This is a genomic window from Microcoleus sp. AR_TQ3_B6, assembly GCF_036702785.1.
GTDB lineage: Bacteria > Cyanobacteriota > Cyanobacteriia > Cyanobacteriales > Microcoleaceae > Microcoleus.
Map to the genome: position 1 here is coordinate 36980 of NZ_JAUBVJ010000031.1, position 25191 is coordinate 62170.

The 25191-nt window shown below is 46.1% G+C and carries 21 protein-coding genes; 8 read left to right on the top strand and 13 right to left on the bottom strand.

The window, feature by feature from the left end; genetic code table 11:
• Nucleotides 1-392: 392 nt before the first annotated feature.
• From QUB56_RS16675 to QUB56_RS16685, 3 genes are all read right to left on the bottom strand, one after another.
• Nucleotides 393-2306: a HEAT repeat domain-containing protein gene (locus QUB56_RS16675; protein ID WP_332956577.1), complete on the bottom strand. Its 1914-nt coding sequence runs from the start codon at nt 2304-2306 to the stop codon at nt 393-395.
• A gap of 333 nt (nt 2307-2639) precedes the next feature.
• Complete coding sequence (locus QUB56_RS16680; RefSeq protein ID WP_332956579.1) at nt 2640-3809, bottom strand: family 10 glycosylhydrolase; 1170 nt, start codon at nt 3807-3809, stop codon at nt 2640-2642.
• 514 nt (nt 3810-4323) lie between these two features.
• Nucleotides 4324-4470: a hypothetical protein gene (locus tag QUB56_RS16685; RefSeq protein ID WP_332956580.1), complete on the bottom strand. Its 147-nt coding sequence runs from the start codon at nt 4468-4470 to the stop codon at nt 4324-4326.
• A gap of 122 nt (nt 4471-4592) precedes the next feature.
• Between QUB56_RS16685 and QUB56_RS16690 the strand changes: the two genes are divergently transcribed.
• Nucleotides 4593-4874, top strand: a complete 282-nt coding sequence (locus QUB56_RS16690) for a PEP-CTERM sorting domain-containing protein (RefSeq protein ID WP_332956582.1) — start codon at nt 4593-4595, stop codon at nt 4872-4874.
• Nucleotides 4875-4909: 35 nt separating this feature from the next.
• Here QUB56_RS16690 and metK read toward each other — a convergent pair whose 3' ends face one another.
• The gene (gene metK, locus QUB56_RS16695; RefSeq protein WP_332956583.1) at nt 4910-6172 is read right to left on the bottom strand and encodes a methionine adenosyltransferase; all 1263 of its coding nucleotides are present in this window, start codon (nt 6170-6172) and stop codon (nt 4910-4912) included.
• Between metK and QUB56_RS16700 the strand changes: the two genes are divergently transcribed.
• On the top strand, nt 6172-6303 hold the full coding sequence (locus QUB56_RS16700; protein ID WP_332956584.1) for a hypothetical protein: 132 nt from the start codon (nt 6172-6174) through the stop codon (nt 6301-6303). The two genes, metK and QUB56_RS16700, sit on opposite strands and share 1 nt — an antisense overlap.
• Before the next feature lie 170 nt (nt 6304-6473).
• On the top strand, nt 6474-8171 hold the full coding sequence (locus QUB56_RS16705; protein WP_332956585.1) for an AAA-like domain-containing protein: 1698 nt from the start codon (nt 6474-6476) through the stop codon (nt 8169-8171).
• Between the two features lie 119 nt (nt 8172-8290).
• On the opposite strand, the gene QUB56_RS16710 is transcribed toward QUB56_RS16705, so the two are convergent.
• Together QUB56_RS16710 and QUB56_RS16715 are read right to left on the bottom strand one after the other, a co-directional pair.
• Nucleotides 8291-8638 carry a rhodanese-like domain-containing protein gene (locus QUB56_RS16710; RefSeq protein ID WP_332956587.1) on the bottom strand — a complete coding sequence of 116 codons (348 nt, stop codon included), beginning with the start codon at nt 8636-8638 and terminating at the stop codon, nt 8291-8293.
• Between the two features lie 137 nt (nt 8639-8775).
• On the bottom strand, nt 8776-9405 hold the full coding sequence (locus QUB56_RS16715) for a hypothetical protein (RefSeq protein WP_332956588.1): 630 nt from the start codon (nt 9403-9405) through the stop codon (nt 8776-8778).
• Here QUB56_RS16715 and QUB56_RS16720 point away from each other — a divergent pair.
• Together QUB56_RS16720 and rpsD are read left to right on the top strand one after the other, a co-directional pair.
• Nucleotides 9404-9553 (top strand): hypothetical protein, encoded by a 150-nt coding sequence (locus tag QUB56_RS16720; RefSeq protein WP_332956589.1) that lies wholly within the window; start codon nt 9404-9406, stop codon nt 9551-9553. The two genes, QUB56_RS16715 and QUB56_RS16720, sit on opposite strands and share 2 nt — an antisense overlap.
• A 47-nt stretch (nt 9554-9600) precedes the next feature.
• Nucleotides 9601-10209 (top strand): 30S ribosomal protein S4, encoded by a 609-nt coding sequence (gene rpsD, locus QUB56_RS16725; RefSeq protein WP_172190738.1) that lies wholly within the window; start codon nt 9601-9603, stop codon nt 10207-10209.
• A 1020-nt stretch (nt 10210-11229) separates the two neighbouring features.
• Here the strand turns inward: rpsD and QUB56_RS16730 are convergent.
• The 5 genes from QUB56_RS16730 to QUB56_RS16750 all read right to left on the bottom strand — a co-directional run bounded on the left by QUB56_RS16730 (nt 11230) and on the right by QUB56_RS16750 (nt 18668).
• Nucleotides 11230-12432, bottom strand: a complete 1203-nt coding sequence (locus tag QUB56_RS16730; RefSeq protein WP_332956590.1) for a catalase — start codon at nt 12430-12432, stop codon at nt 11230-11232.
• A 248-nt stretch (nt 12433-12680) separates the two neighbouring features.
• Entirely contained in the window at nt 12681-14330 is a 1650-nt protein-coding gene (locus tag QUB56_RS16735; protein WP_332956591.1) for a peroxidase family protein, read from the bottom strand.
• A gap of 66 nt (nt 14331-14396) precedes the next feature.
• On the bottom strand, nt 14397-15446 hold the full coding sequence (locus QUB56_RS16740; protein ID WP_332956593.1) for a DUF2235 domain-containing protein: 1050 nt from the start codon (nt 15444-15446) through the stop codon (nt 14397-14399).
• 727 nt (nt 15447-16173) lie between these two features.
• Nucleotides 16174-17607, bottom strand: coding sequence for an MFS transporter (locus QUB56_RS16745; protein ID WP_332956594.1), 1434 nt, complete (start codon nt 17605-17607; stop codon nt 16174-16176).
• Nucleotides 17608-18452: 845 nt separating this feature from the next.
• Nucleotides 18453-18668: a hypothetical protein gene (locus tag QUB56_RS16750; protein ID WP_332956595.1), complete on the bottom strand. Its 216-nt coding sequence runs from the start codon at nt 18666-18668 to the stop codon at nt 18453-18455.
• Nucleotides 18669-18922: 254 nt separating this feature from the next.
• Between QUB56_RS16750 and QUB56_RS16755 the strand changes: the two genes are divergently transcribed.
• From QUB56_RS16755 to guaA, 3 genes are all read left to right on the top strand, one after another.
• A complete protein-coding gene (locus QUB56_RS16755) occupies nt 18923-20134 on the top strand; it encodes a transposase (RefSeq protein ID WP_332956596.1) in 1212 nt (403 codons plus the stop codon).
• 2 nt (nt 20135-20136) lie between these two features.
• Nucleotides 20137-21279 (top strand): cobalt-precorrin-5B (C(1))-methyltransferase CbiD, encoded by a 1143-nt coding sequence (gene cbiD / locus QUB56_RS16760; protein WP_332956597.1) that lies wholly within the window; start codon nt 20137-20139, stop codon nt 21277-21279.
• A gap of 380 nt (nt 21280-21659) precedes the next feature.
• Nucleotides 21660-23228 (top strand): glutamine-hydrolyzing GMP synthase, encoded by a 1569-nt coding sequence (guaA, locus tag QUB56_RS16765; RefSeq protein WP_332956621.1) that lies wholly within the window; start codon nt 21660-21662, stop codon nt 23226-23228.
• A 162-nt stretch (nt 23229-23390) separates the two neighbouring features.
• On the opposite strand, the gene QUB56_RS16770 is transcribed toward guaA, so the two are convergent.
• Nucleotides 23391-24401 (bottom strand): DUF6293 family protein, encoded by a 1011-nt coding sequence (locus QUB56_RS16770; protein WP_332956599.1) that lies wholly within the window; start codon nt 24399-24401, stop codon nt 23391-23393.
• Between the two features lie 30 nt (nt 24402-24431).
• A complete protein-coding gene (gene cas6, locus QUB56_RS16775; RefSeq protein ID WP_332956601.1) occupies nt 24432-25190 on the bottom strand; it encodes a CRISPR system precrRNA processing endoribonuclease RAMP protein Cas6 in 759 nt (252 codons plus the stop codon).
• Nucleotide 25191: the final 1 nt, after the last annotated feature.

Sequence of the window (25191 nt, forward strand, 5' to 3'; positions counted from 1 at the left end):
ACTTTTTCGACTCGTAAAAGTCTGCCACAGGCATAATAAAGAAAATTTTATCCGAGCATGGAGTTATTCCGGCCCAGAATTACACAGGCATAAAATTTTGTCTGACCGGTTTTGCCTGGGAGTGGCCCAAAGCTGATATTGTCTGTTAACAATGCACCCGATTGCTTCGCTTTGGACTTTCGCTGCCAGCAATGCGACGATTGCGGGACGATTTTTGTTGAGCATGCGACTAATTCACAGTACAGAATGTCACAAATGCGGCAGCCGATCGACTTTTTGCACCCTGGCGATCGACTTTTGGCATCGCTGCCCCGCAAAGACAAGTCTGAAGCGAAGTCGCGTAAGTTGAGTATAGCTGTAGGTCTTACCAAAAGAAACCCGGTTTCTGGGAGTCAACTGTTGGCAATTGCGAGTTCTGGAGTAGCAGGGGTCAATTCGAGCACTAGTGCTAACTTACCGTCTCTACCCAAAGCTTCATCTGCCAATTGTACCATCCAGCGATTGGGCTTAGCCTGGGGTCTGGCGGCCAGTACCACGGCCCACGCTTCTTGTTCTTTGCCGCGGCCCAACAGCGCAGCACAAACAGTCAAAGCTGTGGCTGTTGAACGGCTGATGCCGCTTTGGCAGCAGACGAGCAAATTGCCTGGGTGCGCCGACATTTTGAGGGCGAAGTCGATAATTTTTATTATGTCCTCAAGTTTAGCCAAAACCCGATCGGGGTCGTCAACGGGGGTGTCGAGGTCGTTAAATTCCAGCCGCAGTCGGTTCGGGACTTTGTGAAAATTTCTGGGTTCGCGCACGCCGGGACTGCCGATGCTGATCAGGTATTTGAGCTGGCGCCCGGCAGGGCGATCGACAATGTACTCGCTGGCTTCTGCTTCTGCAGCAATCAGGATTTTCGGCAGTTTTTCACCCGAGAAATCTGCAGAAGCTGAGGGGTCTAAATCAACGGTTTCTGCCGAGGTGCTGACATCGGGCAAGTATTGGGCTGCCAGGGCGCGAACGTCAGCAAATTCCCGGTTTAAAGCTGCTTCCAGAGCCAAAACAGCAGCCGGCGAGCCAATTTGACCGAGGGATTTAACAGCATTTTGACGCACTCCAGAGGTTTCGTCCCCCAGCAGCCGCACTAAACCTGCCACAGCTTCCTCTGTCCCAATTTGCCCCAAAGCAGCAGCAACTCTCCACCGCACATAAGATTCGCTGTCGCCGATGGCCAGCGCCAGTCCCGCTGTCACCATTTTTTGCAAGTTAGTATCTCCGGCTGTATTGAGGTTTCCGAGGGCAACCGCCGCCCTGCCGCGCACGAAAATGTCTCGATCCGAGAGTGCTCGCATTACCGCCACCGCAGCCACCTCGCTGCTGATTTCCCCCAAGGCAGAAACTGCACTGCCGCGCACGTCTGAGTCCTCATGGTTGAGGGCTTCCAGCAGGCCTGCCACAGCCGTTTCCGTGCCGATTTGTCCCAAGGCCTCGGCGGCCCTCAAAGAAACTGCATAGGAGTCGGGATCGTAGAGCAATTCTACTAAGCGGGGTACTGCCTCACAATCGCCGATTTTCCCCAAAGCCGCTGCTGCCCTAGCGCGGACGATGTGATTCGAGTCTTTGAGGGCGTTCATCAGCCAGGGAACTACCTCAGGGGCGCCGATTTTCCCGCAGTGGACGGCCGCCCGCCAGCGCACCTCGGAGTCTGGGTGTTTGAGCGCTTTGAGCAGTGCGGGGACGGCGATTTTGGGGTGAATTTTCCCCAAGGCCCAAACAGCCCAGACGCGCACCCCGGAGGCTTTGTGGTGGAGGGCTTTGACCAGTGCTCCGGCTGCTGGTTTCGAGTCGATTTCTCCTAAAGCCCAAGCCGCCCAAGCTTGCACTTGGGAATCTTCCGATTCGAGCGATCGGGCTAATTCCCTTACTGCTGCTTGGGAGCCGATTTTCCCGATCGCCCGAATGGCCATCCGGCGGACTGCACTTTCTTTGTGGTTCAATGCGGTTACCAGCATCGGAATTGCCCTATCGGAACTTGTCAGGGCCAGCAGTTGAATTTTGAGCTGGGGCGAGGTTGGGATTTTTCCGATTAATTTTATTGTGGCTGTTTGAAATTCTGGCTTTACCGTTCCTGCTAGCTTCGAGCCGAGTTTTAAATTTACTTTTAGGGCTAATTTTACTGCCCGCAAAGCCAGACTTTGCTGTTCTACTTGCGGCAATATTGTCGCCAAGGTGTGCATCCCTTGTTTTTGTTTCAAATATTTTTCATTGAATTGAGCATCGCTGAGCTCGGGTAGCTGTTGGATGAGGGTGGCTGCTGAGTTCATTGATTTACCTATTATTTTGGCGAGCGCTTGAGATTGCTCTTTTAAACTGTCTGTCTTAAAAAAAATACAGCGTCTACAAAACTCTACTTCTAAAAAAAGCTTGCACCACTTATAAAATATGTCCGATCCAACTATTTTTGCAACTCCCCAATTATTAATTATCGGGTTTGTTTGGGCAATCAGCTTGACAATTAGTAGCGCTTGCTGTTTGGCGGAGCTGGTTTTTTAGCTAGCCTAACTCTGCTATATCATTTTATAGCAAGTTGGCTGGAAATAGCGATCGGCTCCGTTGAACGCAGCGAACCGGAAACAGCTTGATTGCGAGACCGTCTCTCAACGAGCATAGGGCCCATTTTTCAAAACCTCAGCCAAAGCGTTACCGTTATCTCGCAAACCTTCGTAAAAAAACAGCACTTCTCCTTGAATGCCGCGACAGCGGTTGTAAGCAATTACTTGCAACAACAGCTCGGGATTTATGCTATAATGGCTGCCTCGATTCGCCAACAAAATACCGGGCGATACGCACTGTACTTGCTCGCCGCTAAGCTGTTCCCCAATCAGCCGATCGACCAATTGTTTGTAAGCGTTAAAATCGCGGCGATAAAACTGCGGGTGAAGCATATCGACCAACTTTTTGTCAACCCAAGATTGAGAATCTTGCAAATATTCTACCAATCCCCACTCATAAGGACTCGGCGACATCGACAGCAACAAATCAGGATTAATAGCTTTCAATTCTCGGTGCAGGCGAGCCACAAACTCAGTAATAATATCAGCGCGCCAGTGCAGCCAATGTCGCTCTCTACAATGCGCAGGCGGTTCTCTCCCGCACTCTTCTCGGTAGCGTTTAACCGTTTTTTCATCGTAACCGCCTTCTGCCGGCAGCGCAATGCGATCGTCTCCTTGAATGCCGTTTACCGGATAATTCTTAGCAACTTCCAGCATCAACCCCAGCAAAAATTCTTGCACTTCCGGGTCTAGAGAATTCATCCATTCAAAGTTATTTTTCTTAAGTAAATTGCCGCTGCAATCGCGCGCCGCCCATTCCGGTTTTTTCGCCAGTAAATGACCGCCGCTGAGATTGTAAGAACTCACAAATCCGTATTCAAACCAAGGAATAACTTTGAGTCCCACTCTATTTGCCTCAACAATTAATTCTGCCAAAGGGTCGCGACCTTGATAGCGGCTGTCAATTTCCGCACCAAATTCTTCGCGCATAATTTGAGAAGGATAAGCAGTAAAACCTCGGTTCCAAACTACAGGAAAAACTGTATTAAATCCCGTATCGGCGATAAAGTTCATTGCCTCAGCAATGTGCTGTTTTGAGGTGAGAACTTCGCAGTCGGTGCTGGGTATCCAAACGCCACGAATTCCCGGATTTTTAGATGCCAACGAACTTGGCAGCGCTGCTGAATTTCGTGCAAAAAAATCGCCCGCAAACCGCTGTTTGAGTTCCGAAGCCAAATGGCGAATTGCTGATTTAAAAGGTGTGAAAAATGGCATTTATTTATTCTTTTTTTGTTATAAGGTGCGCGCGGCGCACGCTACGTTGTTATTAATTGGTAGCACCGGATATTATTTATGGATAAGATGCTTTTATCGCTCGGTCTGCGAATCTAATTAAACGTCAAAGTTTTAGATATTGATTGATTGTAAAGAGCCTAGCTGATTTTTGTAAAGTTTAATATAATCTTTAGCTTTTGTATAGACATTCCATTCATCAAAGTTTAGAGTCCTAGCCTACAATAATTTATTCGGCATTTAAAAAATGGCAAAATACAAAGGGAATCAATTAAGTGTTGCGATCGCAAGTAGCGTCTTGGCTTGTGTAGCCATATTAACTCAATTTACTACCGAAGCACAAGCCGCTGTTCTCACTTAGGATTTTACGATCAATGCTACAAGCTTATTCAGGGACGGGCCCGATCCTTATATTGCTAATTACGAGGGTAATTTCTGCTTTGACCACTCATCTCTAAGGGGATATGGTGAGGAAGCAGTCAATCGATTTTAGATTTTAGATTTTAGATTTTAGATTGACCCCACGGATAAATGCTCTTTCTTGAGGATTTTCGATTTGAGATTTGGGATTGATTCCACGGATAAATCCGGGGGCTTGTACCATCAAGAAATGCTTGGTCAGTGTAATTTCTGCAGTATTCAATTATCTATTGTCCGGATTTGCACCGTCCTAGTATCAGAATGGTTGGTCTGAGAATTTTACGGAGACACCTAATTCAGAAAGTGGTGAGTATTATTTCACGCAGGTATCAGGTGGAGCGGTCAATGTCCGAAGAGAGGAAATTGGCAGGACTCAGCTTGAGCGGGTGCAGCTTCTGGGCTACTGTATCTGGAGTTACTTGGAGTATAGAGAATGATAAGTTTATGTCCCGTAGAACAGTTATCGGGCGTTCGATAGCAAATGATCCAAGTGCTACAGTTAGTTATTTTGGGCCAAAGATAGTGGTTTCCGAAGCAGTTCCAGAACCGACAACTATCGCAGGTGCTATTTTGGGTTTGACAAGTATTGTAGCAATCAAGAAAAGACAAAAGATGGCAAGTAACTAATAAATAGGGTGCGCACTGCGCACCCCAAAATTATACTATCGGGCTACTTCCAACAACTGCTGGCTTAAAGCTTCTTTCAAAAGTTCTGCCTTATCAGTTTGCTCCCAAGGCAAATCTAAATCACTGCGTCCGAAGTGACCGTAAGCCGCTACATCTTGATAGAAACGGCCGCCTCTTTCAGCGGGCAAATTCTGCAAGTTAAATGCTTGAATGATGCCCGCCGGACGCAGTTCAAAATGCTGCTTCACAACTTCCAAAAGGCGATCGTCATCAACTTTTCCAGTGCCAAAAGTTTCGATCATCATGCTAACAGGCCGCGCAACGCCGATCGCATAACTCAACTGCACTTCGCACTTTTGGGCCAAACCAGCAGCCACGATATTTTTAGCAACGTAGCGACAAGCATAAGCCGCGCTGCGGTCTACCTTCGTGGGGTCTTTCCCAGAAAAAGCGCCGCCGCCGTGGCGGGAATAGCCACCGTAGGTATCTACAATAATTTTGCGGCCCGTCAAACCCGAATCCCCTTGAGGCCCGCCGACGACAAATTTGCCCGTGGGGTTGACAAGGAAGCGAGTTTCTGCATCCGGCTTCACGCTAATATCGGCAAACACGGGTTCGACGACTGCAGCCCAAAGGTCTTCTTTGATTTTGGCTTGAACTGCGGCCGTTTCTGTGATGTCGCCGATCGTTTCGGTGTGCTGCGTAGAAATTAAAATCGTATCTATGCCAACAGGTTTGCCGTCCTCGTACATCACCGTAACTTGGCTTTTGCCATCGGGACGCAGGTAAGGTAACTGACCGGTTTTGCGGACTGCGGCGAGTTGACGGCAAATCCGGTGCGCCAGACTTATAGGCAGAGGCATCAATTCCGGCGTTTCGTTGCAAGCAAAACCAAACATCAAACCTTGGTCGCCTGCGCCGATGGCGTCCAATTCCTCTTCGCTAGCTTCTTCCCGGCTTTCCTGAGCCGTATTGACCCCTTGGGCAATATCGGGAGACTGAGAATCTAGAGCTACCAAGACCGAGCAGCTATTGGCACTAAAGCCGTTGTCAGCGTGGATGTAGCCAATATCGGCTATTTTTTTCCGCGCCAATTCTATGTAATTTATCTGAGCTTTAGTGGTGATTTCGCCCGTCAGCAGCATCAAGCCGGTGTTGACGACAACTTCGGCTGCGACGCGGCTTTTAGGGTCTTGGGTCAGTAGGGCATCTAAAATCGTATCTGAAATTTGATCGCAGATTTTATCGGGATGGCCTTCAGTGACCGATTCAGAGGTAAACAGGTAGTGGCGTGACAATGATTATTTCTCCTTTGATGGGGGCTGTTGCTGCGCGACATCAACGACCGACGAGTGATGTTTCAGGTAAAGACCCAGAATCATGGCGTCTGGGCTACCGTCGAATTTTTGTCGATCGAAAGAAGTCTTAAAGCAGGGTTTGAAATTGGGTAAAGTGACACTACTATAGCAAAGTCAGTCGAGGGAAGTCCTTAAAAACTTAGATTTTTTAGGATTCTCGATCGATCTTGTACACGGCTGGTCTACCCCCCTAACCTGATAAAGGTAAGATACAGTCAGGGTATCGCGTCGCGGAGGGACTATGGCAGGAATCCCAAAATCACCAAACTTAATCCAAACGGTTGCAGACCTAGAATTTCCCGGCGGCCCCATACCGATTGACTCTCCATTTTATATTGAGCGATCGCCCGCCGAAGCCCGAGCTTGCGCAGAAATTAGCAAGCCTGGGAGCCTGATTCGCATTAAAGCTCCCATAAAAATGGGCAAAAGTTCGCTGATGCTGCGCATAATTCACGCGGCCCTCGAGCGCGGATACCGCACAGTAACTGTAGACTTTCAGCAAGCCGACGAAGCGGTTTTTGCTACTTTAGATAAATTTTTGCGCTGGCTTTGTGTCAATGTCGCTCGACAACTCAAACTCGAACCAAATCTCGCTGAATTCTGGGATGAAGATATGGGCAGCAAGGTAAGCTGCTCTCTTTACTTTGAAAACTATTTGCTCGCCGAAAGTGACAGTCCGGTTGTCTTGGTACTCAACGAATTAAACCGAGTATTTAAACGCGCAAATATAGCTCAAGAATTCCTGCCACTGCTCCGTTTTTGGTACGAACAAGCTCGCGCAAGCGAAGCTTGGCAAAAACTCCGCATTGTCGTCATTCACTCGACAGAAATTTATATTTCTTTGAGTCTTAATCAATCTCCATTTAATGTAGGGCTGCCGATTAAACTCTCAGAATTTACTGCTGAACAAGTCCAAGATTTGGCGCGCAGACACGGACTGAACTGGAGCGATAGCTATCCGATCGAGCAATTAATGAACATGGTAGGGGGGCAACCTTATTTAGTGCATTTAGCGCTCTATCACCTGGCACTTTTACTGCAAAATCCTCTGTCGGTCGATCGGGATGAGTCTGGGGAGGAATTGGGGCTAGCCGAGTTGGAAGAATTGTTAATAGCAGCTCCTACTCACAGCGGAATTTATAGCGATTACTTGCGAAATCAGTCGATCGCCCTTCAACAGCAGCCGGAACTGGCATCCGCCTTCCAACAGGTTGTCGATGCTAAAAATAGCGTTCACCTCGAACCTTTTATAGCCTATCAGTTAGACAGCATGGGACTTGTCAAATTAGAGGGAAATAACTGTAGCTTGTCTTGCGAATTATATCGCCTGTATTTTCAAGAGCAAAATTTGTGCTCCGACAGTTTCTCGGCGGGTGGTTTGGAGGAGTTGCAGCAAGAAAATGAAAGGCTGCTAGCTTTGGTGAATGTGGACGAACTTACTCAAATTGGCAACAGACGGTATTTTGACAGTTGCTTGCGAGCGGAATGGAAACAGATGGCTCGCGATGGGTCGCCGATATCTTTGATTATGTGCGATATCGATTTTTTCAAAATATATAATGATACCTACGGACATCAAGCTGGAGATGATTGTTTGCGAGCGGTAGCTCAGACAATTCGCCAATCACTCCAGCGTCCTACTGATGTAGCTGCTCGCTACGGGGGTGAGGAATTTGCTGTGATTTTACCTCAAACTGATGCGGCGAACGCTCTGCTTGTTGCCGAACACATTAGAGTTAAAGTTAAAGATTTGAAGATTTTTTTTAAGCCGGAGAGATTTGACGGTCTGCCTAATTCTGTGGTAACGATTAGTTTGGGAATTGCCAGCGTTGTTCCGGGGCAGGAAAATGATGCAGCAACGCTGGTACTGGCGGCTGATGAGGCTCTTTATCACTCGAAAAGGCACGGGCGCGATCGCCTCACTATGAGTAGGCTTTGAAATTTTCGATTGGCTGCTGTTAATTAGGTAATTCGGGGGAAATATAATTCGTTTGTACACATACAAAGTCCGCCCGCGCGGACTCTGAAGAAAACGATAGTTAAGAACTGGATTTGATGTTAATAGCGGGGGACGGTTCGATCCACCACCATTGAGTAAGCATCGATACCGCCAACGATATTTTTAACGTTGGTAAATCCTCGCTCGGCTAACCACTGGCACATTTGAGCCGATCGCACTCCGTGATGGCACAGAACTAGGGTTTCTTTGTCGCGATCGAGTCTATCGTCAATTTCACCAGACCATTCGGGAAACTCGCTCAGCGGAAAAGCTGCAAATCCCGGCAGCGCCGCGAGTGCAATTTCGTGAGGTTCCCGCACGTCTACAAGCTGCAATTTCTCAGCATTGGTTTCGGCTAATTGGCGACCTAATTCTTCGACTGTAATTTCAGCAAAAAATTGTGACATTTGATTTAAAAAAAGTAGTCAATCGATTTTAGATTTTAGATTTTAGATTTTAGATTGTTAACAGTTAACAGTCAACCGTTAACAGTTAACCTTCATCAGTTAACAGTCAACAGTCAACCGTTAACAGTCAACAGTGATTAATTGAGGCGCGAAGGCGGTGAAATTAGCTCCGCAGGAGGCGTCGGTGCAGGAGGCCCGTCCAACTGGCTCACGCTGCCCCTCGGGTCAAGACAAGTGCCGATTAATCTGTCCGTGGGAAAGTCGAGCCTGCCGCTCAAGCCGACTACGCATTCAGCAAACTGTTCTGGCAATAAACTGCGGCGGCATCCATCGAGAACTAGCAGGGGAGCCGCTGGTTGAGTTCGAGTTTTGCCGTTAATATTCACTACGCAAGTAGCCAATTCGTTGGGACGCCTCACCCGCCGACAGCTAGAGAGCGCTTCGATACCAGAAATATTAGTTTTGCGGTTGATTTGGAGGGCGCATTTAGATATGTCGCGGGGGTGGAGCGCGTCAGCACAAGCGGCGGCGGCTGCCTCTGCCTCAACTCCGGCTTCGATTAGTTCCAGGGCGCAGACACGATAGGGATTCCTAGAGCGAGGAAATCTAAGAGTGATGGCTGATGCTGGCGAGATTGGCAGTGCACTGGCCAACAAACCGAGTGCTGCTAGCTGCGTGCCGAGAGCCAACATCCAGCGCCCGGTAGCGCTTGAGCCTGTCGGTGCTGGCTTTGGGGAAGAAGTGCGGGAAAAATTGCGGTTGTGCATGGCAGATCGAGTAGTGAGTTTTTTGGCTGATTGGGGCGATCGAGCGATCGGCTTTTCCTTCAGGATTTACCCCACATTATGGATCGCGCTGCGGTCGATCGTTTTTTTATCGATTTTTGTTGGAAATTTGACCGTTACTAACATATAATATAGAGTCTGCATAAAATTGCATACAGATATTAGAGAGGAAAATAAATGTCTCGATATCGAGGCCCCCGATTGAGAATCGTCCGTCGCCTGAAAGAGTTGCCGGGTCTAACCCGCAAAACCCCCAGACGAGATTATCCGCCCGGACAGCACGGTCAAAACCGCAAAAAGCTCTCTGAGTACGCGGTTCGCTTGCAAGAAAAGCAAAAACTCCGTTTCAATTACGGTGTGACGGAACGCCAACTGCTCCGTTACGTCCGCAAAGCCCGCCGTGTCACCGGCTCCACAGGTCAAGTGTTACTGCAATTTTTGGAAATGCGCTTGGACAATACTGTGTTTCGGATGGGAATGGCTCCAACCATTCCGTCCGCTAGACAATTGGTAAATCACGGTCACATAACTGTCAACGACCGTGAAGTCAATATAGCCAGCTATCAGTGCAAGCCTGGTGATGTGGTTGCGGTGAAAAATAGAGAGCGATCGCGCACAATGGTAGAAGCTAATCTCAAAGACCCAGGCTTGGCTCACTTGCCCAATCACTTGGAATTTGATAAGCAAAAACTGGTTGGCAAAGTTAACGGCGTTATCGAACGCGAGTGGATTGCTCTACAGATTAACGAACTGCTAGTGGTGGAATACTACTCGCGGCAAGCCTAATTTATTAGTCATCAGTCGTTGGTCATTAGTCATCAGTTGGTTGCTAGCAGAATAATTAATAATTGGGTACGAACCCAGTTATTGATTAATTGCTAAGCTGCGGACCATCTAAATTGAATGCAGAGACGGGTAGGATGCCCGTCCCACAAGAATTGTATAAAAATTGACTGTCAAATTAGATGCACAGCAGCTTACTGAATAATGAGGACTAAGGACTGACAACTAAAAATTAATAATTTTCAACACTCCCACCCCCTAAAAAGGGATGGGATTTTTTGAAGGTTTCGCTTCAAATACCCCTAAGCTTTTCTCCTATTTTATTGAAGTTTTTAACTAAACTTAAATAATGAAATAGGCATAAATAACTTATAATTTAGACAGGATAAATATTTCATGATGGTGGGGATCGCAGAGAATATCAAATGCCAACGATCGACTAGATATAAATATGCTTGAATAGCTTATCGGACCGACTGTCCAGCCAGAAAACCGGAGCGAGCGATCGCTAAACAGAGATTCAGCCGACGACGGGTTGCTCAATCGCGCCTCTTATTTTGCGACCCGAAATTAATATTAAGTCTGTAGTGGATAGACTAGCGCCTGCAATGAGCAACTGACTCAGTGAGTAAGTTGCTTTCATTTGTCATGTGGATTCCGTGGAATTCGAGAAGCCAGCGCCTTAGCGCAGCTTCGATCTATAAGTACGTTAATAGAGTGCGTTAGCTTAAGTATAAAGCAATACTGTTCGGTTAAGGATATTTGTAGACCCAGAAACCCGGTTTCTTTTTTGGTGCTTATCCAAACAGTATTGAAGCGTAACGCACCCTACTAATACTGTCTAATTTATTCCACCCATCGGCAGAATGTTGGTTTACTGTTAACTTCCTTGACTTGCCATTTGCTCAAACGAGACCTGGCTGATGGCATTAAATCATGTCATCAGCCAAAATTATTCCCTTAAAAAGTTTCTTGTCCTGTTGGTTCGTGGTCGACAAGACCTCGCTAGCCAAAATTATTCCCTTAAAAAGTTTCTTGTCCTGTTGGTTCGTGGTGGACAAGACCTCGCTTTTTAAGGCGATACTCCGCTACAACCGGGTAAACAACACCGCGTATCCGATTGATCGCACCTACTGGACGATGAACTGCCAAACCGTTCCAGGGAGAATATCTCAGGTTTTCGTTGAAATCAGATTGTTTTTCATAATCAATAATCTGATGCTTGACGGTGAGACGACCTACTCTCAAGAACGGTGATTCCTTTTCCTTCCAGACATTGATGCCATCGTCGATCGGCATTTTTAGGCTGGTTTGGAACTGAATACCAAAATCCCACCAGTATTCGGCATTAGGTTTTGCCAAAGCTTGAATTAGATCGTCCCGGTAATAATTGTCTGGTTTATTGGGATCTAAACCCAAGGCTTTAGCGCGATCGACAAAGGGAATTTTAGGAATTCCCGCACGAGATTCTTCTGGAATTATCTCGTGCGGTGGTTGGGATGAAACCGGAGTAAACCCATACTTAATTACAGCAGGATATTCGACAGGAACTAGACCAGGCTGGGAGGGATCGAAATCGGGATTGAGACCCAAAGCAGAGGGTGAACCGCTCCAATATTTGGTTGTTAGCAAACTCTTCGGAGTTCGGCTACCCGTAAGCGTCGAGACCGCTATAAAGTGTCTGGGATGTCGTATTAACCACTTTTTCAATGTCTCTGGTGATTCAACCAAAGCAGAAAAAAAGCCGTAGTAATCTTTGATGGTTTGGCTCACAAATAGCTCTGAATTGTGAACAATGATATCCTGGGTTTTTGACTCGTGGCTTTGCGCGAGTCGTTCCCCTTCCACCCCCATCACTTTCACTGACATTGAGCGCGAATCTTTTTGGTAATCAGGGTATACTTTGGTAGCCCCGTTAGCAAATCGCAACCAAACAGGATATTCTTTGGGTTTTGCTAACAAACCTTGCTTAAGGGAAATAGCATTGAGTTGCGAAGAACTTAACGAAGCGCGTTTGCCCAATTCCCCTTTAATCGCTTCCTCATCAAAGTCAAAAATTTCCAGAGTTCCTTTAACACACGCATGAGTTTTGGCGTGAGTATCTCGCAGCGCCCGCTCCTTATCTCCGTAAAGATTATCCATCCGAAGCTTGGCCTGTTCAACCAAAAGATCGTAGTATTTGCGTTCGTCCTGTTCGGGATATTCGGTAAATAACTTCTTGCTCATAAATAACCTTTGAAAAGCTGATTGTGGCGAGAATGGTTGGCATTTTTCCCTTCTATTTTACCTGATTTTTCACGTAAGGTCTAGGGAACTCAGGTGTAAGTTGTTCGCGGTTAATTGCGTCATCCTCTAAACCGCGAACAACTCACCACTGCGACTGTCGGCTCTTATTGAACACGAGTTATACATTGGGAAGAAAGGTGTACACTTTACAACTTGTAACCCCACTTTCCTCGTGTTCTGTCAGCTAATTAAGATGGTTTCCAATCCTCATTATAAAAAGAAACTTTGTACTCTTTACCGCCAGGAACATTACGGTTCAGCACCTGCGAGAGGGTCTTGGTATTCATAATCTCTTCCCAACCTACAGGTGAAAAAGTTTCGGGATTGAAGATATTTTCGGCTAAGAGAGGATTGGTGAAAGCTTCAGAAAAGGCATCAATTCCTATCAGTCGTCCGACTAAAGGAGGTAAGGCTGAATTTTGCCGCAAATCTTCTGCGTAGAGTCCAACATACAACTCAATGTTGTCTACGTGACCGTACAATCGTTTCAATTCTTTTTGGACATCTTCATCGCCAGTAATTTGATTGAAATCGGTCACCCGTGGATACTTACACAGTTCGCGGTAATCGTTGTAGGTTCTTAATTTGGCTGCACGACCTGCACGAATACTGGCGGTCTCGGTTGGAATTAGGAACTCAGGCGTATTGAATAAACCCAATTGCGCTGCTGGTTGGGAACAACTTTCTTCAAACATAGCTCCCAAACCCTTGTTAATGATCATATCATTGTTCCACATCGACTCGGGCATAGGCATTTCCTTCCCGTCATAGATTAGCTTATCGGGCAGCATACTATGCCAACGATAAACTAAAGTAAATTCTACCGACATCCAATTGGTGCGATACCATTTTTCATCAATAAACGCTGGGGGATCGACGAAGAATTGGAAGTGATAGGGAGTAATGTGATTGATATAATCCTCAAGCACAATTTTCAGAAACTCCGCCATTACGATATTTCTGGCGGTTTGGAAAAGGCGTTCATCATCCCAAGTTGGATAATTCTTTGCTAAGAGGTCGCACACGCGATTGTGTTCTCTTAAGCCAAGAACGTTGAGCATTACATAGCCAACTTGCACATTGACTCGCTCTAACTCTATCCCCATTACAAATAATTTTTGTCTCTTTTCCGGGGGTATTTTATCGGATTTTTTTTCGTCGTATTCACCGACTATTTGATGGGGAATCCCTTTGAATTCTTCTTTAGGCTGTCCGTTCTCATCATAGTAAAAAGGAGGATATTCTTCGCCATTGAGAATTTGGCTTTTTAGCTTGCCTCCTTGATAAGACCTCAGCAGGCGAGTAATATTTGCGTTCAACCCATAGACGTTACACAGATCGATTTCGTGGTTGGAACTATTTCTGCGCTGATCCAGTCGATCGGTTCGCAGGAAACTGTCGGTAAACCATTGCACGAAATAGGGGAACATCAGAGAGGATTTGGGCGAATATTTCGTCTTCCCTCCTTTTTTGCGGTACAAGACCTCCAAATCCTTAAGAGGCGGGAGATTTTTTTCAAAATTCTCTGTGGGGCTTAAATTAACCCCTATGTAGTTTTTCTCCGGTACTAATGGCTTCCAATCAGTAGGCGGTAGATGAAGTCCCGAATAAGTGCGATCTTTTAATGACTCCCAAGAGGTGTAGGGAGACATGGTACTAAACGGATAGGGGCGAGTTGGAATTTTTAAGATGGCATTGTTAATCAGAGTTTTGTTGACTTTTTTGCTAAGCCCCTCGTTGCTTTGAATGAAGCTCCAAAGCGGCTTGAAGTTAGTTAAAAGCAAAGTCTCGATTTTGTTTTTCTGCCCGTCTCTTGATGTGTCTCTTTTTGAAGGCATAATTGTTTTTCCTTTGGGTGGTGGTAGATTTGATTAATTGCCAAGCCTCAATTCCGGGAGTTCGATCTAGTGTTGTTTATCCTTTTCAATTGGTTTTAAGTTTTTAGAGAAAAGCGGTTCTAGATTCTTGGGGCGGTACGGTATGTCTGGGCTTTCAAAACGCTTGATCGCGCTTTCATGAAGATCGTCAATGGTCTCGGCAACCACCTCGCGCAACTTGATCCCTGCCAATTTGAAGAACCCAGGTTTGTTTTGAAATGGAACCTTATAATCAGGCTGGATATCCTTAATGGCATCTGGCTCGAATTCCAGCTTCAATTCAAGGTCACTGATTTGATCCACCATCCACTTCAAGACAGTATCTGATAACCCGCGGTATGCTGGCGTACCACCGCCGATGCAGCCATGCTCGCCTGGAAACCAAACTTGACGAAGCTTCTGCTTCGGGGCATCAGGATTTTTCTTCATCAGGGTAACATCAAAGATTGCCCGAACTTCGTCGATCGCAACGGCGTGCAACGCATTCTCAATATCCTTATTTAAAGTGGTGTCGTGGAATTTGTACCTTGCTTTGATCTGTGGCTCAAACTTCTTCAAGGCGGGTACAAGAGGAATACCGAGGGCTCCAACGGTGTCGAAACAACCAAGCAAGGTAATCGGGACGCGATCGCCCTTATCTTTGCCGTAATTTTCGCGGAAACTCTTTGCTTCCGGATGCTTTGGCGAAACCTCTCGCTTACGGTAAAGCTCGTAAGCTTGTGATGCCTTGGTAACATGAGTGCGGGATAGGAGACCGGAGCAATAGATCATCCCCGCTAGACTCCTGACTGTGTAAGCACCGCGACTGAACCCGAATAGATAGATTTCGTCACCGCGATCGTAGTTGAAAGAAAGAAAGCGATAGGCATCTTGGATATTTTTATCGATTCCCAGCCCAGTGACTCCGCCCACAATCTTGTTACTGTCTACTCCTATTCCCTCGTCATAAAACACGATCTGCGGAACCCCGTCACTGGCTGTCCGTTTCACGGCCTGGGCAAGCCTAACCACATTAGTTGGGCACTGAGTATCTAGTCTGTTCCAAGTTCCATCACAGCAAACGATCAGACGTTTCATTTTTACATTCTCTCTTTTCTCTGAGATTTGATAGCGAGCTGTAATTGCTAATCGGTTACTTGAGAATTGCCAATTCCCCTTTTTGGGCCGCCTCAGCAGGCGATCCCTCCTAATTTCTTGCTCGAAATTGTTCTCTGGTTGGGCAATCTTGAGTTATTTCGGTTCTCAGGATATTAGTCCCTAAACACCATCTAGTCTAGTTGGCTGTATTAAAATGTTAATTTTATTTATATTTCTTAAATTTTTTAAATTAGAGCGTGAAATCCTAGGTTTGGTTCGGGGAAAATGCTCGATTTTCCTAACTGGAGTATCGATCCGACGCCCTTGCTAACAAATCTTTAAACACATTTACGCTATGCCTTGTCAGCTTTTAAAACAGCTAGATCTTATCGATTTGTCAGTTGGCTGCCAGATAATAGTGACGTATTGGCCGCACCCATATAGCAATCCTCGCATCAGTTTCAATAACTTCCAGGCTCTGCCTCTTAACCGATGTCACTCTTGCTCTGCCTCGGCCCAGACTATGGAGGCTCTTCCTCCGGATCTGCGTTACCAGGCTCTTCCTGGTAACGAGTATAATCATTTAGGATTGCTATAGCAGGTTTGGGTTATGGGTGCGGTTAAAATTTGTTTAAGTCACTTTAAGCTTTTCTGCTATGTTCTTGAATTTTTTAACCATGTGTGGGATTTTCTGGTTTCTCGATCGGTAAATTTGTGCGAAAATTTCCTAGCCCCGGTTAAATTTGAAGCGTCCAAAAGTGGGGACGATCGATCGCAGCGAGAAGCTGCGGGGTTCTCGCACCAAAATCAAAGGCAGCAAGCCGAAGAGGCGCACAACAGCCGAGAGGGCAAACAGTGCTCCCAAACTCATGCCGGGAAGTTCGGCAAGAAAGCCGCCGGCGGTAGTTCCCAAAGCCCCAGCTACTCCCGAAACAGCAGCGGCGATCGCAAAATAAGTCGAGGGTTGCTCGATCGAAGCTATCTCCATTTGAATATTGTTAGTACACAGCCCGATCGCCCCTAAAGTCGTTCCCGCCAGCAAGTGCAGCAGCGGCAGCCACACCCACACCGCAAACGGGTAATTGCCCGTACCCAACCACAGCAAGGGCGTTACGGCCACCACCAGCCCAACAGCAATTAGCAGGGGGCGATTTCCCCAGCGATCGGCCAATTTGCCCCAAAACATCAGCAGCAGTAGATTTGCCCCGGAACTCAAGCTGCTGTAAATCGTTACCAAACTCACATCCAAGCTTAAATTTTTCAGCAGGTAGATATTAAAAAAAGGCGCGCTGAGATTAACTGCAAATGTCCACAGGCTCAAGTAAAGAATAAACATTAAGAAATTAGAATCTTTCAGCGCCGAAGGCACAAAATCTGTTATTTGCTTTTCTTTTTTGTCTGAAAGTCGATCGTTCTCTGCATCTTTTTTGTATAGCTGCGGATTCACATCCACCATGAAGTATTGGCACCCCAAACTAATCATTCCAGCCAAAACACCCACCAATAAAACAATACCGTAGCCGAAAATTGGATCGGCCCCCCAAGTTGACACGGACCATCCCATCAACGGCACTCCCAGCAAAGTAATTAAGCTCGTAGCACTGTTGCGAAAGCCAAAATAGCGTCCCCGCAAGCGGTGAGGAACCACGGCTGCCATCCAACTGAACCAGTTAGAACTGCCAAAAGCTCCCAGCCCGCTAGCTGCTACGACTGTTACCAGCGTCCATTGCAGCAGTTGGTGGGGGTCTGCGTGCTGGGAACCCCAAACAATTGCCACCGCGAACACCAGCCACAGCAGCCGGGACACGCCGAATATCCCTTGGTTGTACCAGTAGCGGCTGGTTGTGCGGTCTGCGATGTATGCCCCTAATGGTTGCAGGAGATTTACCAGCATCGGAATAGCCGAGAATATACCTATTTCCACGCTGCTGGCGCCGAGTTGCAGCAAGAAGTTGCTCAGCAGCACGCCGGCGGTCGCCGACTCGAAGATAATGGCAAAAATGCCGTCTAAAGTCGAGGCTTTTAGGGTCGATCGAACGTCTTGTTTAGAAATTTTGAGATCTGTTTTTGGAGATAGAACGAGCTGAGAAATTTTCTTGTCTAGTATTTCTGGAGTCTGAACAGATAGAGGTTCATTTAACTGTGCAACTGGTTCAACCATAGTTATAGGATTTTATATTTGAGATCGTAGATGAAATAATTGCCAAATCAAGCTCAGGCAAGGGTTTGAGGCTGGCTGGCCATTAAATTATTTTTCACGCGCAGGTGTCAATAAAATTTAATTTTTCTGCGAGTAATTGCTGAGCTAGCCTGTTAAGATAAAACCAGCCCCGCCTTCAAGGTGTGAGCTTGAAAGCTAGACTGGCACTTCCGGGTAATTGTAATAAATATAGGTGGCAAGCGATGGCTGGGACATCAACCGCTTGGGAGATTTGACACTCCCCTGGCTGAAGCCGAGGGGATTCTTAATTCAGCGACTGACCTTAAAATGTTCTGTCAAGAGCGGCAATTCTTAAACCTTTCAACCCTGGGGATACCACCAATTGACGAGCCTAACTCAGAAACATCAAGCGCGGATCTATCTCCAAAAGCGTACGCTTGATATTTCCCGCTTTGTTCGGGTATGCCCTACCCTACTTAACAATTCGAGCGTAAAAAAGTTTGTGTTTGCTGGATTGAAACCTACATTTTCGGTTTCGACTGTTTATAGTGTTTTCGTCGCACTTTGTCCCCCAGTTTATGCCTAAAAGTGTGTCTCATGTCCCGTTTCACGATGGCAAGGGAGTTTAACCGTGACCGTTTCAGTTTACCATACTGTCCCGTCGTGTCCAAAACTTTTCACGAAAGTTTTTTGAATTGAAAAGATGAGATTTTAGATTCAGGACTGGGGTAAATAGAGCAAGCAGGATTTATCCTGCAACGCCCTTTCATTTCCGGACTGAAGTCACGGGGTTTTCAGGGTATTCCTTATAAATTTGCCAATTGTCAAAAAGTAGGTTTTAGGGCTTAACAAGGAAGCGATCGCAGCATTTCGCCTGCCAAAAACTGCTCGAGTTCGGCCTCAAACAGTCCCAGCGCTGGCGATCGAGATTCCGGGTTTTTTATGGAAATCGCCCGCACCGGTCCGTAAGCCTTCGGAGTGGGTTGTTGGCGATCCTCTACGAGGGCTCCGCTAACGGACCTCAACAAAAGTGTAGCTGCGATCGGCAACTGGCAGGACAAAATTATGACTTGACAAAATTTACGCCAACTGATGATAATGGCAAACCCTAGAATTAAACTTCAATGTTTGAGGGGTATCAGTGCTAAGGCGTGATGTCGATCGGCAGCAAATTTACTTCTTTCTGCATTTGAGCGTGACCACAACTCAACCTTTATCAGAAAATTGGGTCTAAAACCCCTTCTGAGCGTGGCCGGCTTTTAGTATTGTATTTTTCCCAGATATTTGTTGCTTTCTCAGTGTAATATATTGTACAATGAAAACGACGCTGACAGATTGGACGATGAAAGCAAGATATCAATACAGGTTCTACCCCACAGACCAACAGCGATTGAGCTTAACTCAATTGTTTGGTTGTGTGAGAGTGGTCTGGAATGATGCGTTAGCTTTGTGCAAATCTGCCGATCAACTACAAAAATACAACCAACTATCTGCACTATTAACCAGTACCAAAAAGACCGAATCAAGAGTTGGGTTCAACGAGGTTTCGTCTGTTCCTTTGCAGCAGTCTTTGATGCATCTAGCCACGGCTTACAAGAACTTTTTTGATTCCCCTAATGGCAAGAGAAAAGGGGGTAAAGTTGCAGCGCTTAAGTTTAAGAAGAAGACCAACAATCAATCAGCGGAGTTTGCTAAGTCGGGATTTTCTCTTAAAGGAACTCAAGTAAACTTGGCAAAAATAGGGCTGGTCAGTCCTATTATGTCTAGGAAATTGCCCTCCAAACCTAGTTCGGTAACAGTAATTAAGGACTGTGCAAATCGGTATTTTCTAAGTTTTGTAGTAGATGTAAGACCTCAAGATTTAGAGCATATTAATCCTTCAATTGGCATTGATTTGGGTTTAAAAACCTTCGCTACTCTCAGCGACGGAACGCAAGTTAAAAGTCCAGACTACTCAAAATCGGAGCGCAAGATCGGGAAGTTGCAGCGCAGATTTGCTCGGCAACAAAAAGACTCAAAACGCCGTCATAAGACCCGCATTCAAATTGCCAAGTTGCACAATCAAGTGACTGACAGCCGCAAAGACTTTTTGCACAAACTATCAACCAAAATAGTCAACGAAAACCAAGTGAGTGTTTTGGAAGACCTCAATGTGTCGGGCCTGGTTAAGAATCGGCGCTTAGCTAGAGCGATTAGCTCTCAAGGATGGAGAGAATTTCGGGAGCTCTGTGAAGCTAAATCCGACAAGTTTATTCGGGAGTTTAGGGTAATTAGCCGGTGGGAACCTACAAGCCAAGTCTGTTCTAAATGTGACTATCGATGGGGTAAATTAGACCTCAAAGTCAGAACTATTACCTGTTTAAGCTGCGGTACAACTCACGATAGAGATGAGAACGCAGCCAAAAATATAAATAAAGTCGGGATAGGGCATTGCCACGACTCTAAACGGACGCAGAGGGGACGTAAGACTACTTCAGTAGCAGACCCCAAAGAAGCGTCAAGAATCACCGCACTTTTAGGGCGGTGAGTATGTCAACCGGGTATACATTGCCAGTATTTGCCTGTGCGGCGGCACTTGCAGCTTTGCGGTGCTTGCGTGATGGTATTCAGTCTCTAGAGAGCGTATCAGTAAATTTACTGGAACCGCAAATAACTGCAGAAATTCCGATCGAGCAGGCGTCTGTACTCAAGACTGGTACGGCTTTGGGCGTGACTCGCTCAGATCCGGGGGAGAACCTCGATCTGACTCGCAATACACCTGTTTGGGCAATGGTGGAATTGGGGAGAGGGTGCGATGCCGAAAGCGGCAGAGAGTCCGAGAATGGGGGAGAGTCCGAGCAGATTGTGATTCTCGGCGGTGAAGGTATAGGGCGTCACACAGTCGGTGGAGGAGCGGCGATCTATGATTACGCAATGCGACTGCTGCGATCGAATCTGAGCCGAGAACTCGCACCGTCCGAAAAAATTACTGTCACCGTGATTCTGCCGTCAGGGCGGCAACTAGCCACCCGCACTTCTAACGAAGCTTTCGGCGTGGTAGAAGGACTTTCGCTGCTGGGTACAAGTGGGATTTCTCAACCCCTGAGCACGCCGGGACAGTTGGAAGTTTACCGCGAACAACTGCAACAAAAGGCCCAACTGTTTGACTGTTTGGTTTTCTGCATCGGCGAAAACGGCCTGGATTTGGCGCGACAACTGGGGATTAATCCCTCTAGGCTGGTGAAAACCGCTAACTGGCTCGGCCCGCTGCTGGTAGAAGCAGGATGTCAGGGCGTGCAGTCAATTTTGCTGTTTGGCTATCACGGGAAACTGATGAAATTGGCGGCGGGAATTTTTCACACTCACCACCACCTGGCCGACGGGCGCAGGGAAATTCTCACAGCTTACTGTGCTAAGGCCCGAATGCCTGCGGATGCGTGTTCCGCAATTTTTGCCGCCGCGACAGCGGAAGACGCTCTCGGGCAACTGCGGGCTTTGGATGCCCAAACTGGGAGCAATTGGGTCGATCGAATTTACGGCGACATCGCCCGACAAATAGACTTGCGCTCATCGGATTGCATTTTTACTCACACTAACTTGCGCATCCCCGTGGGCTCGGTGATGTTCGGGCGCGATCGCAAAATTATTGTTAAAAGTGATATAGGAGATACATTTCTGACCCAAATTTGTTAATCTAGTGTGAATATCCCTGAATTCTGTTTAAAACATCAATCAGGGATAATGTTTAACAAATAATAATTCTTAGTCCCTAGACCTTAATTATACTAGGTTGCTTTGGGACGCAATTTCTGACGCAAGAGTTCAATTAATTAGGGTAAGGCTCGAAGTAAATCTATGCTTGCCCTGTGCCCGATTAATCGGCTAACATCGCTGCCAGCAATCTAGTATAAATAAGATTTATTCCTAGCGACTAATAATTATTTGCCTTCCTCAGTCTTGTACTGAGACCGCGACAGATATCTCCGCTACGTTCGACCCAATTAGCAATTAGCAATTACGCAATAACCGTGACTACTCAAATAAAAACTGAATCAGTCCTCACAAACACTTTTATGGGGCAGATAGATCGCCAGATGATCGTGATTCTCGACTTCGGTTCGCAATATTCCGAACTGATTGCTCGCCGCATACGCGAAACTCAAGTATATTCAGAAGTTATTTCTTACCGCACTACGGCAGAACAGTTAAGAGCTATCAATCCTAAAGGAATTATTCTTTCAGGAGGCCCGAGTTCTGTATACGATGAAAAAGCACCCCAATGCGACCCGGAAATTTGGAATTTGGGAATACCGGTGTTGGGAGTGTGTTACGGGATGCAGTTGATGGTAAAGCAACTCGGAGGTAAGGTTGAGCGAGCTAAATTAGCGGAATACGGCAAGGCATCGCTATTTATTGACGATCCTACGGATTTGCTGACAAATGTCGAAGAGGGGAGCACGATGTGGATGAGCCACGGAGACTCCTGTACTCAACTGCCGCCGGGTTTTGAGATCCTGGCTCACACGGACAATACTCCGTCTGCTGCTGTTGCTAACCACGAGAAAAATTTGTACGGGGTTCAGTTTCACCCAGAAGTAGTTCACTCGATCGGGGGAATAGCTTTAATTCGCAATTTTGTTTACCACATTTGCGAGTGCGAACCGACTTGGACGACTGCTACTTTTGTGGAGCAATCGATTCGGGAAATTAGAGAGCAAGTGGGAGAGAAACGAGTTTTGCTGGCTCTATCGGGCGGTGTAGATTCTTCTACTTTGGCTTTCTTGCTGCACAAGGCGATCGGGGATCAACTTACCTGTATGTTTATCGACCAAGGGTTTATGCGGAAGTATGAACCAGAACGGTTGGTAAAATTATTTAAAGAGCAATTCCACATTGACGTTGAGTATGTTAATGCTCGCGAACGCTTTTTAGCTCAACTTGAAGGGATTACCGATCCGGAAGTAAAACGCAAGCGGATCGGTCACGAATTTATCAATGTATTTGAAGAAGAATCGAAGCGTCTGGGTCCCTTTGACTACCTGGCACAAGGTACTCTTTATCCGGATGTGATTGAGTCGGCTGACACTAATGTAGACCCGAAAAGCGGCGAGCGAGTTGCTGTTAAAATTAAAAGCCACCACAACGTGGGGGGTTTGCCGAAAGATTTGCGATTTAAGCTGATTGAACCGCTGCGAAAACTGTTTAAGGATGAGGTGCGAAAAGTCGGCAGGTCGATCGGGCTACCGGAAGAAATTGTGAACCGACAGCCTTTCCCGGGCCCGGGATTGGCGATTCGGATTATAGGAGAAGTTACCGCAGACAGACTAAATATTTTGCGGGATGCTGATTTCATTGTTCGCCAAGAAATTAACCGCCACGGATTGTACAGCGAACTTTGGCAAGCTTTTGCAGTTTTGCTACCGATTCGCAGTGTAGGGGTGATGGGCGATCAGCGCACTTATGCTTACCCGATCGTTCTGCGGTTTATTAAGAGTGAAGATGGGATGACGGCTGATTGGGCGCGGGTTCCTTACGAGTTGTTGGAACTGATCTCGAATCGGATTGTGAATGAGGTTAAGGGGGTGAACCGGGTGGTTTACGATATTACTTCTAAGCCGCCGGGTACGATCGAGTGGGAGTGATGGGTAGTTAGTCATTAAGTAGGCGGACAGATTTTGTTGTCTGTCTACTTATTGTGATTTTGGATAAAAGGCCGATTCCCTAGGGGATAGCTACGCTTCACGGGCTTCAGGGGATGGGGGAGTGCGAAGGGCGATCGGCCATTATATTTTCTCATTAGCCAACTATTTCAATTGAATTTCCTGCATCGTAATCCAGTCTTCCTGTTCCGCAAGCTTTTCAATAGTTAGCTTTTTTCGCTCTGCCTTATCTATAACTTCCTTCATAATCTGTTCATACTGCTGGATTAATTTCCATTGAGAACCAACTCTGCAAATACCTGTATCTTTCTCAACTGATATGAATCCTATTTTTTTCATAGACCGTAGACATTTATCTTTGAAATCTTCAGGTGAGTTAAAATCTTGAACCAGATGCTTATGCTGACTTTTTAATCGGCTGTATAATTGTTTGTCCTGAATAGCCTTTTGTATATTCAAAATATTTAATATTTCATGATTGAGATCGCTTATAGCTAAAGGTATAACTAAAGACATGACAGGCAACTCAACCCAATAACTTTCTTTGTTAGTGTAGCGCACACATTTTTCAGCGTTTTCGTTAGCGGCTTGAACGTAATAAAGACGAGCCACTTCACCTGATAAGTTTGCTGCTAATTCCAAAGCGAAGTTAATGACGTTATTACCACCCGTCAGATTCAGCCAGATTTCTTTTCCCTGTTCGCCTGTTCCTTTGGCAAGAGATGCAACTACTTGAGCAACTCGTTTAAATGTTTTTTCGATGTCACGGCGATCGACTTCACACCAAAAAATGCAACCTTTATCTCTTCCACCACTAATATTTGACCACTCTTCTTTTAACAGAGATTCTAAAACTTCCTTCATGGGTTTAGACTTCTCTTCTCTAGTATCTATTTGATTGGGACGATTTTTAACATACTTATCTGCATAAAACTTTTTATCTTGTCCATCAATCACTTCCTTTGTCGCAAAAAGCACGATGGCTTGAATATCCCCAACTTTGTCTCCCTCTTTTCTCTGATCTTCTTCTCCAGATCGACTAAAAAAATATTGTCCTTCTTTGTCCCAATTTTTATACATTTCTGCTAGGTAAGAAATCGGTCCGGTGATTGCTCCTGGAGAAAGACCTAAACCCATTAAGTGATAAACTCCCATAGAAACCTCCAATTTTTGATAGAGTGACAACTAAACGATCGCTGTTTGACCCATGCCTAACCGAGTTTTCATCCCCGTTCCTGCAAAATGAGCGTAGCGAACCAGTAGGTTTGCCACATTTGCAAGTAAAGGATCGGCGTATCTTAAGACTTGTAGTGTACCATAACCTGTAAATCCGTTGACATATCCATGCGGAAGACTGAATAAGCGAGTTTGGATTTTATGAGACTTGAGTGCAACTGCGTCGCTCAAGTATGCCAATAATTCATCACCACCCAAATAAACAGGAGCAAAATAATTCCACCTTTCTAACCAACTGCGAAACATTAACAGCGGTATCGGGAGTGGTAAATGAGTGCGGTTTTGAGCAAAAGCAGTTGGAGTGATAAATTTTAGCTTAAATCGAGCGATAGGTTCTGGTTCCATCGCCACTAAATCTTGATAGAGACTTTCATAACTGCTAATTTCATCATCGCGGCTAACTACATTAAACTTAGCGCCAAAGATTTGGATAGAGGCAGATAGATCGAGGTTAGAAATTGCTTTGGCTGCTCGTTCTTGTAATCCACATAAGGATAATTTGTAAAACTGTTCTGGATTAAAATTCACAAACTCTTTGGAACCCGAACAAAAACCTAAAACTCCTGAGTAAGTGATGCTAGGAATTTCTGTTTCTCCCATTGGCAAGTTCATTTGTCTGTGTAAGTCTTTCACCAACTCCAATCCATAAGCTCGTGGTATAGTTGCTGGTTCCGATAGCGTTAATGTCCAAGTAGAACGAATAAGCATA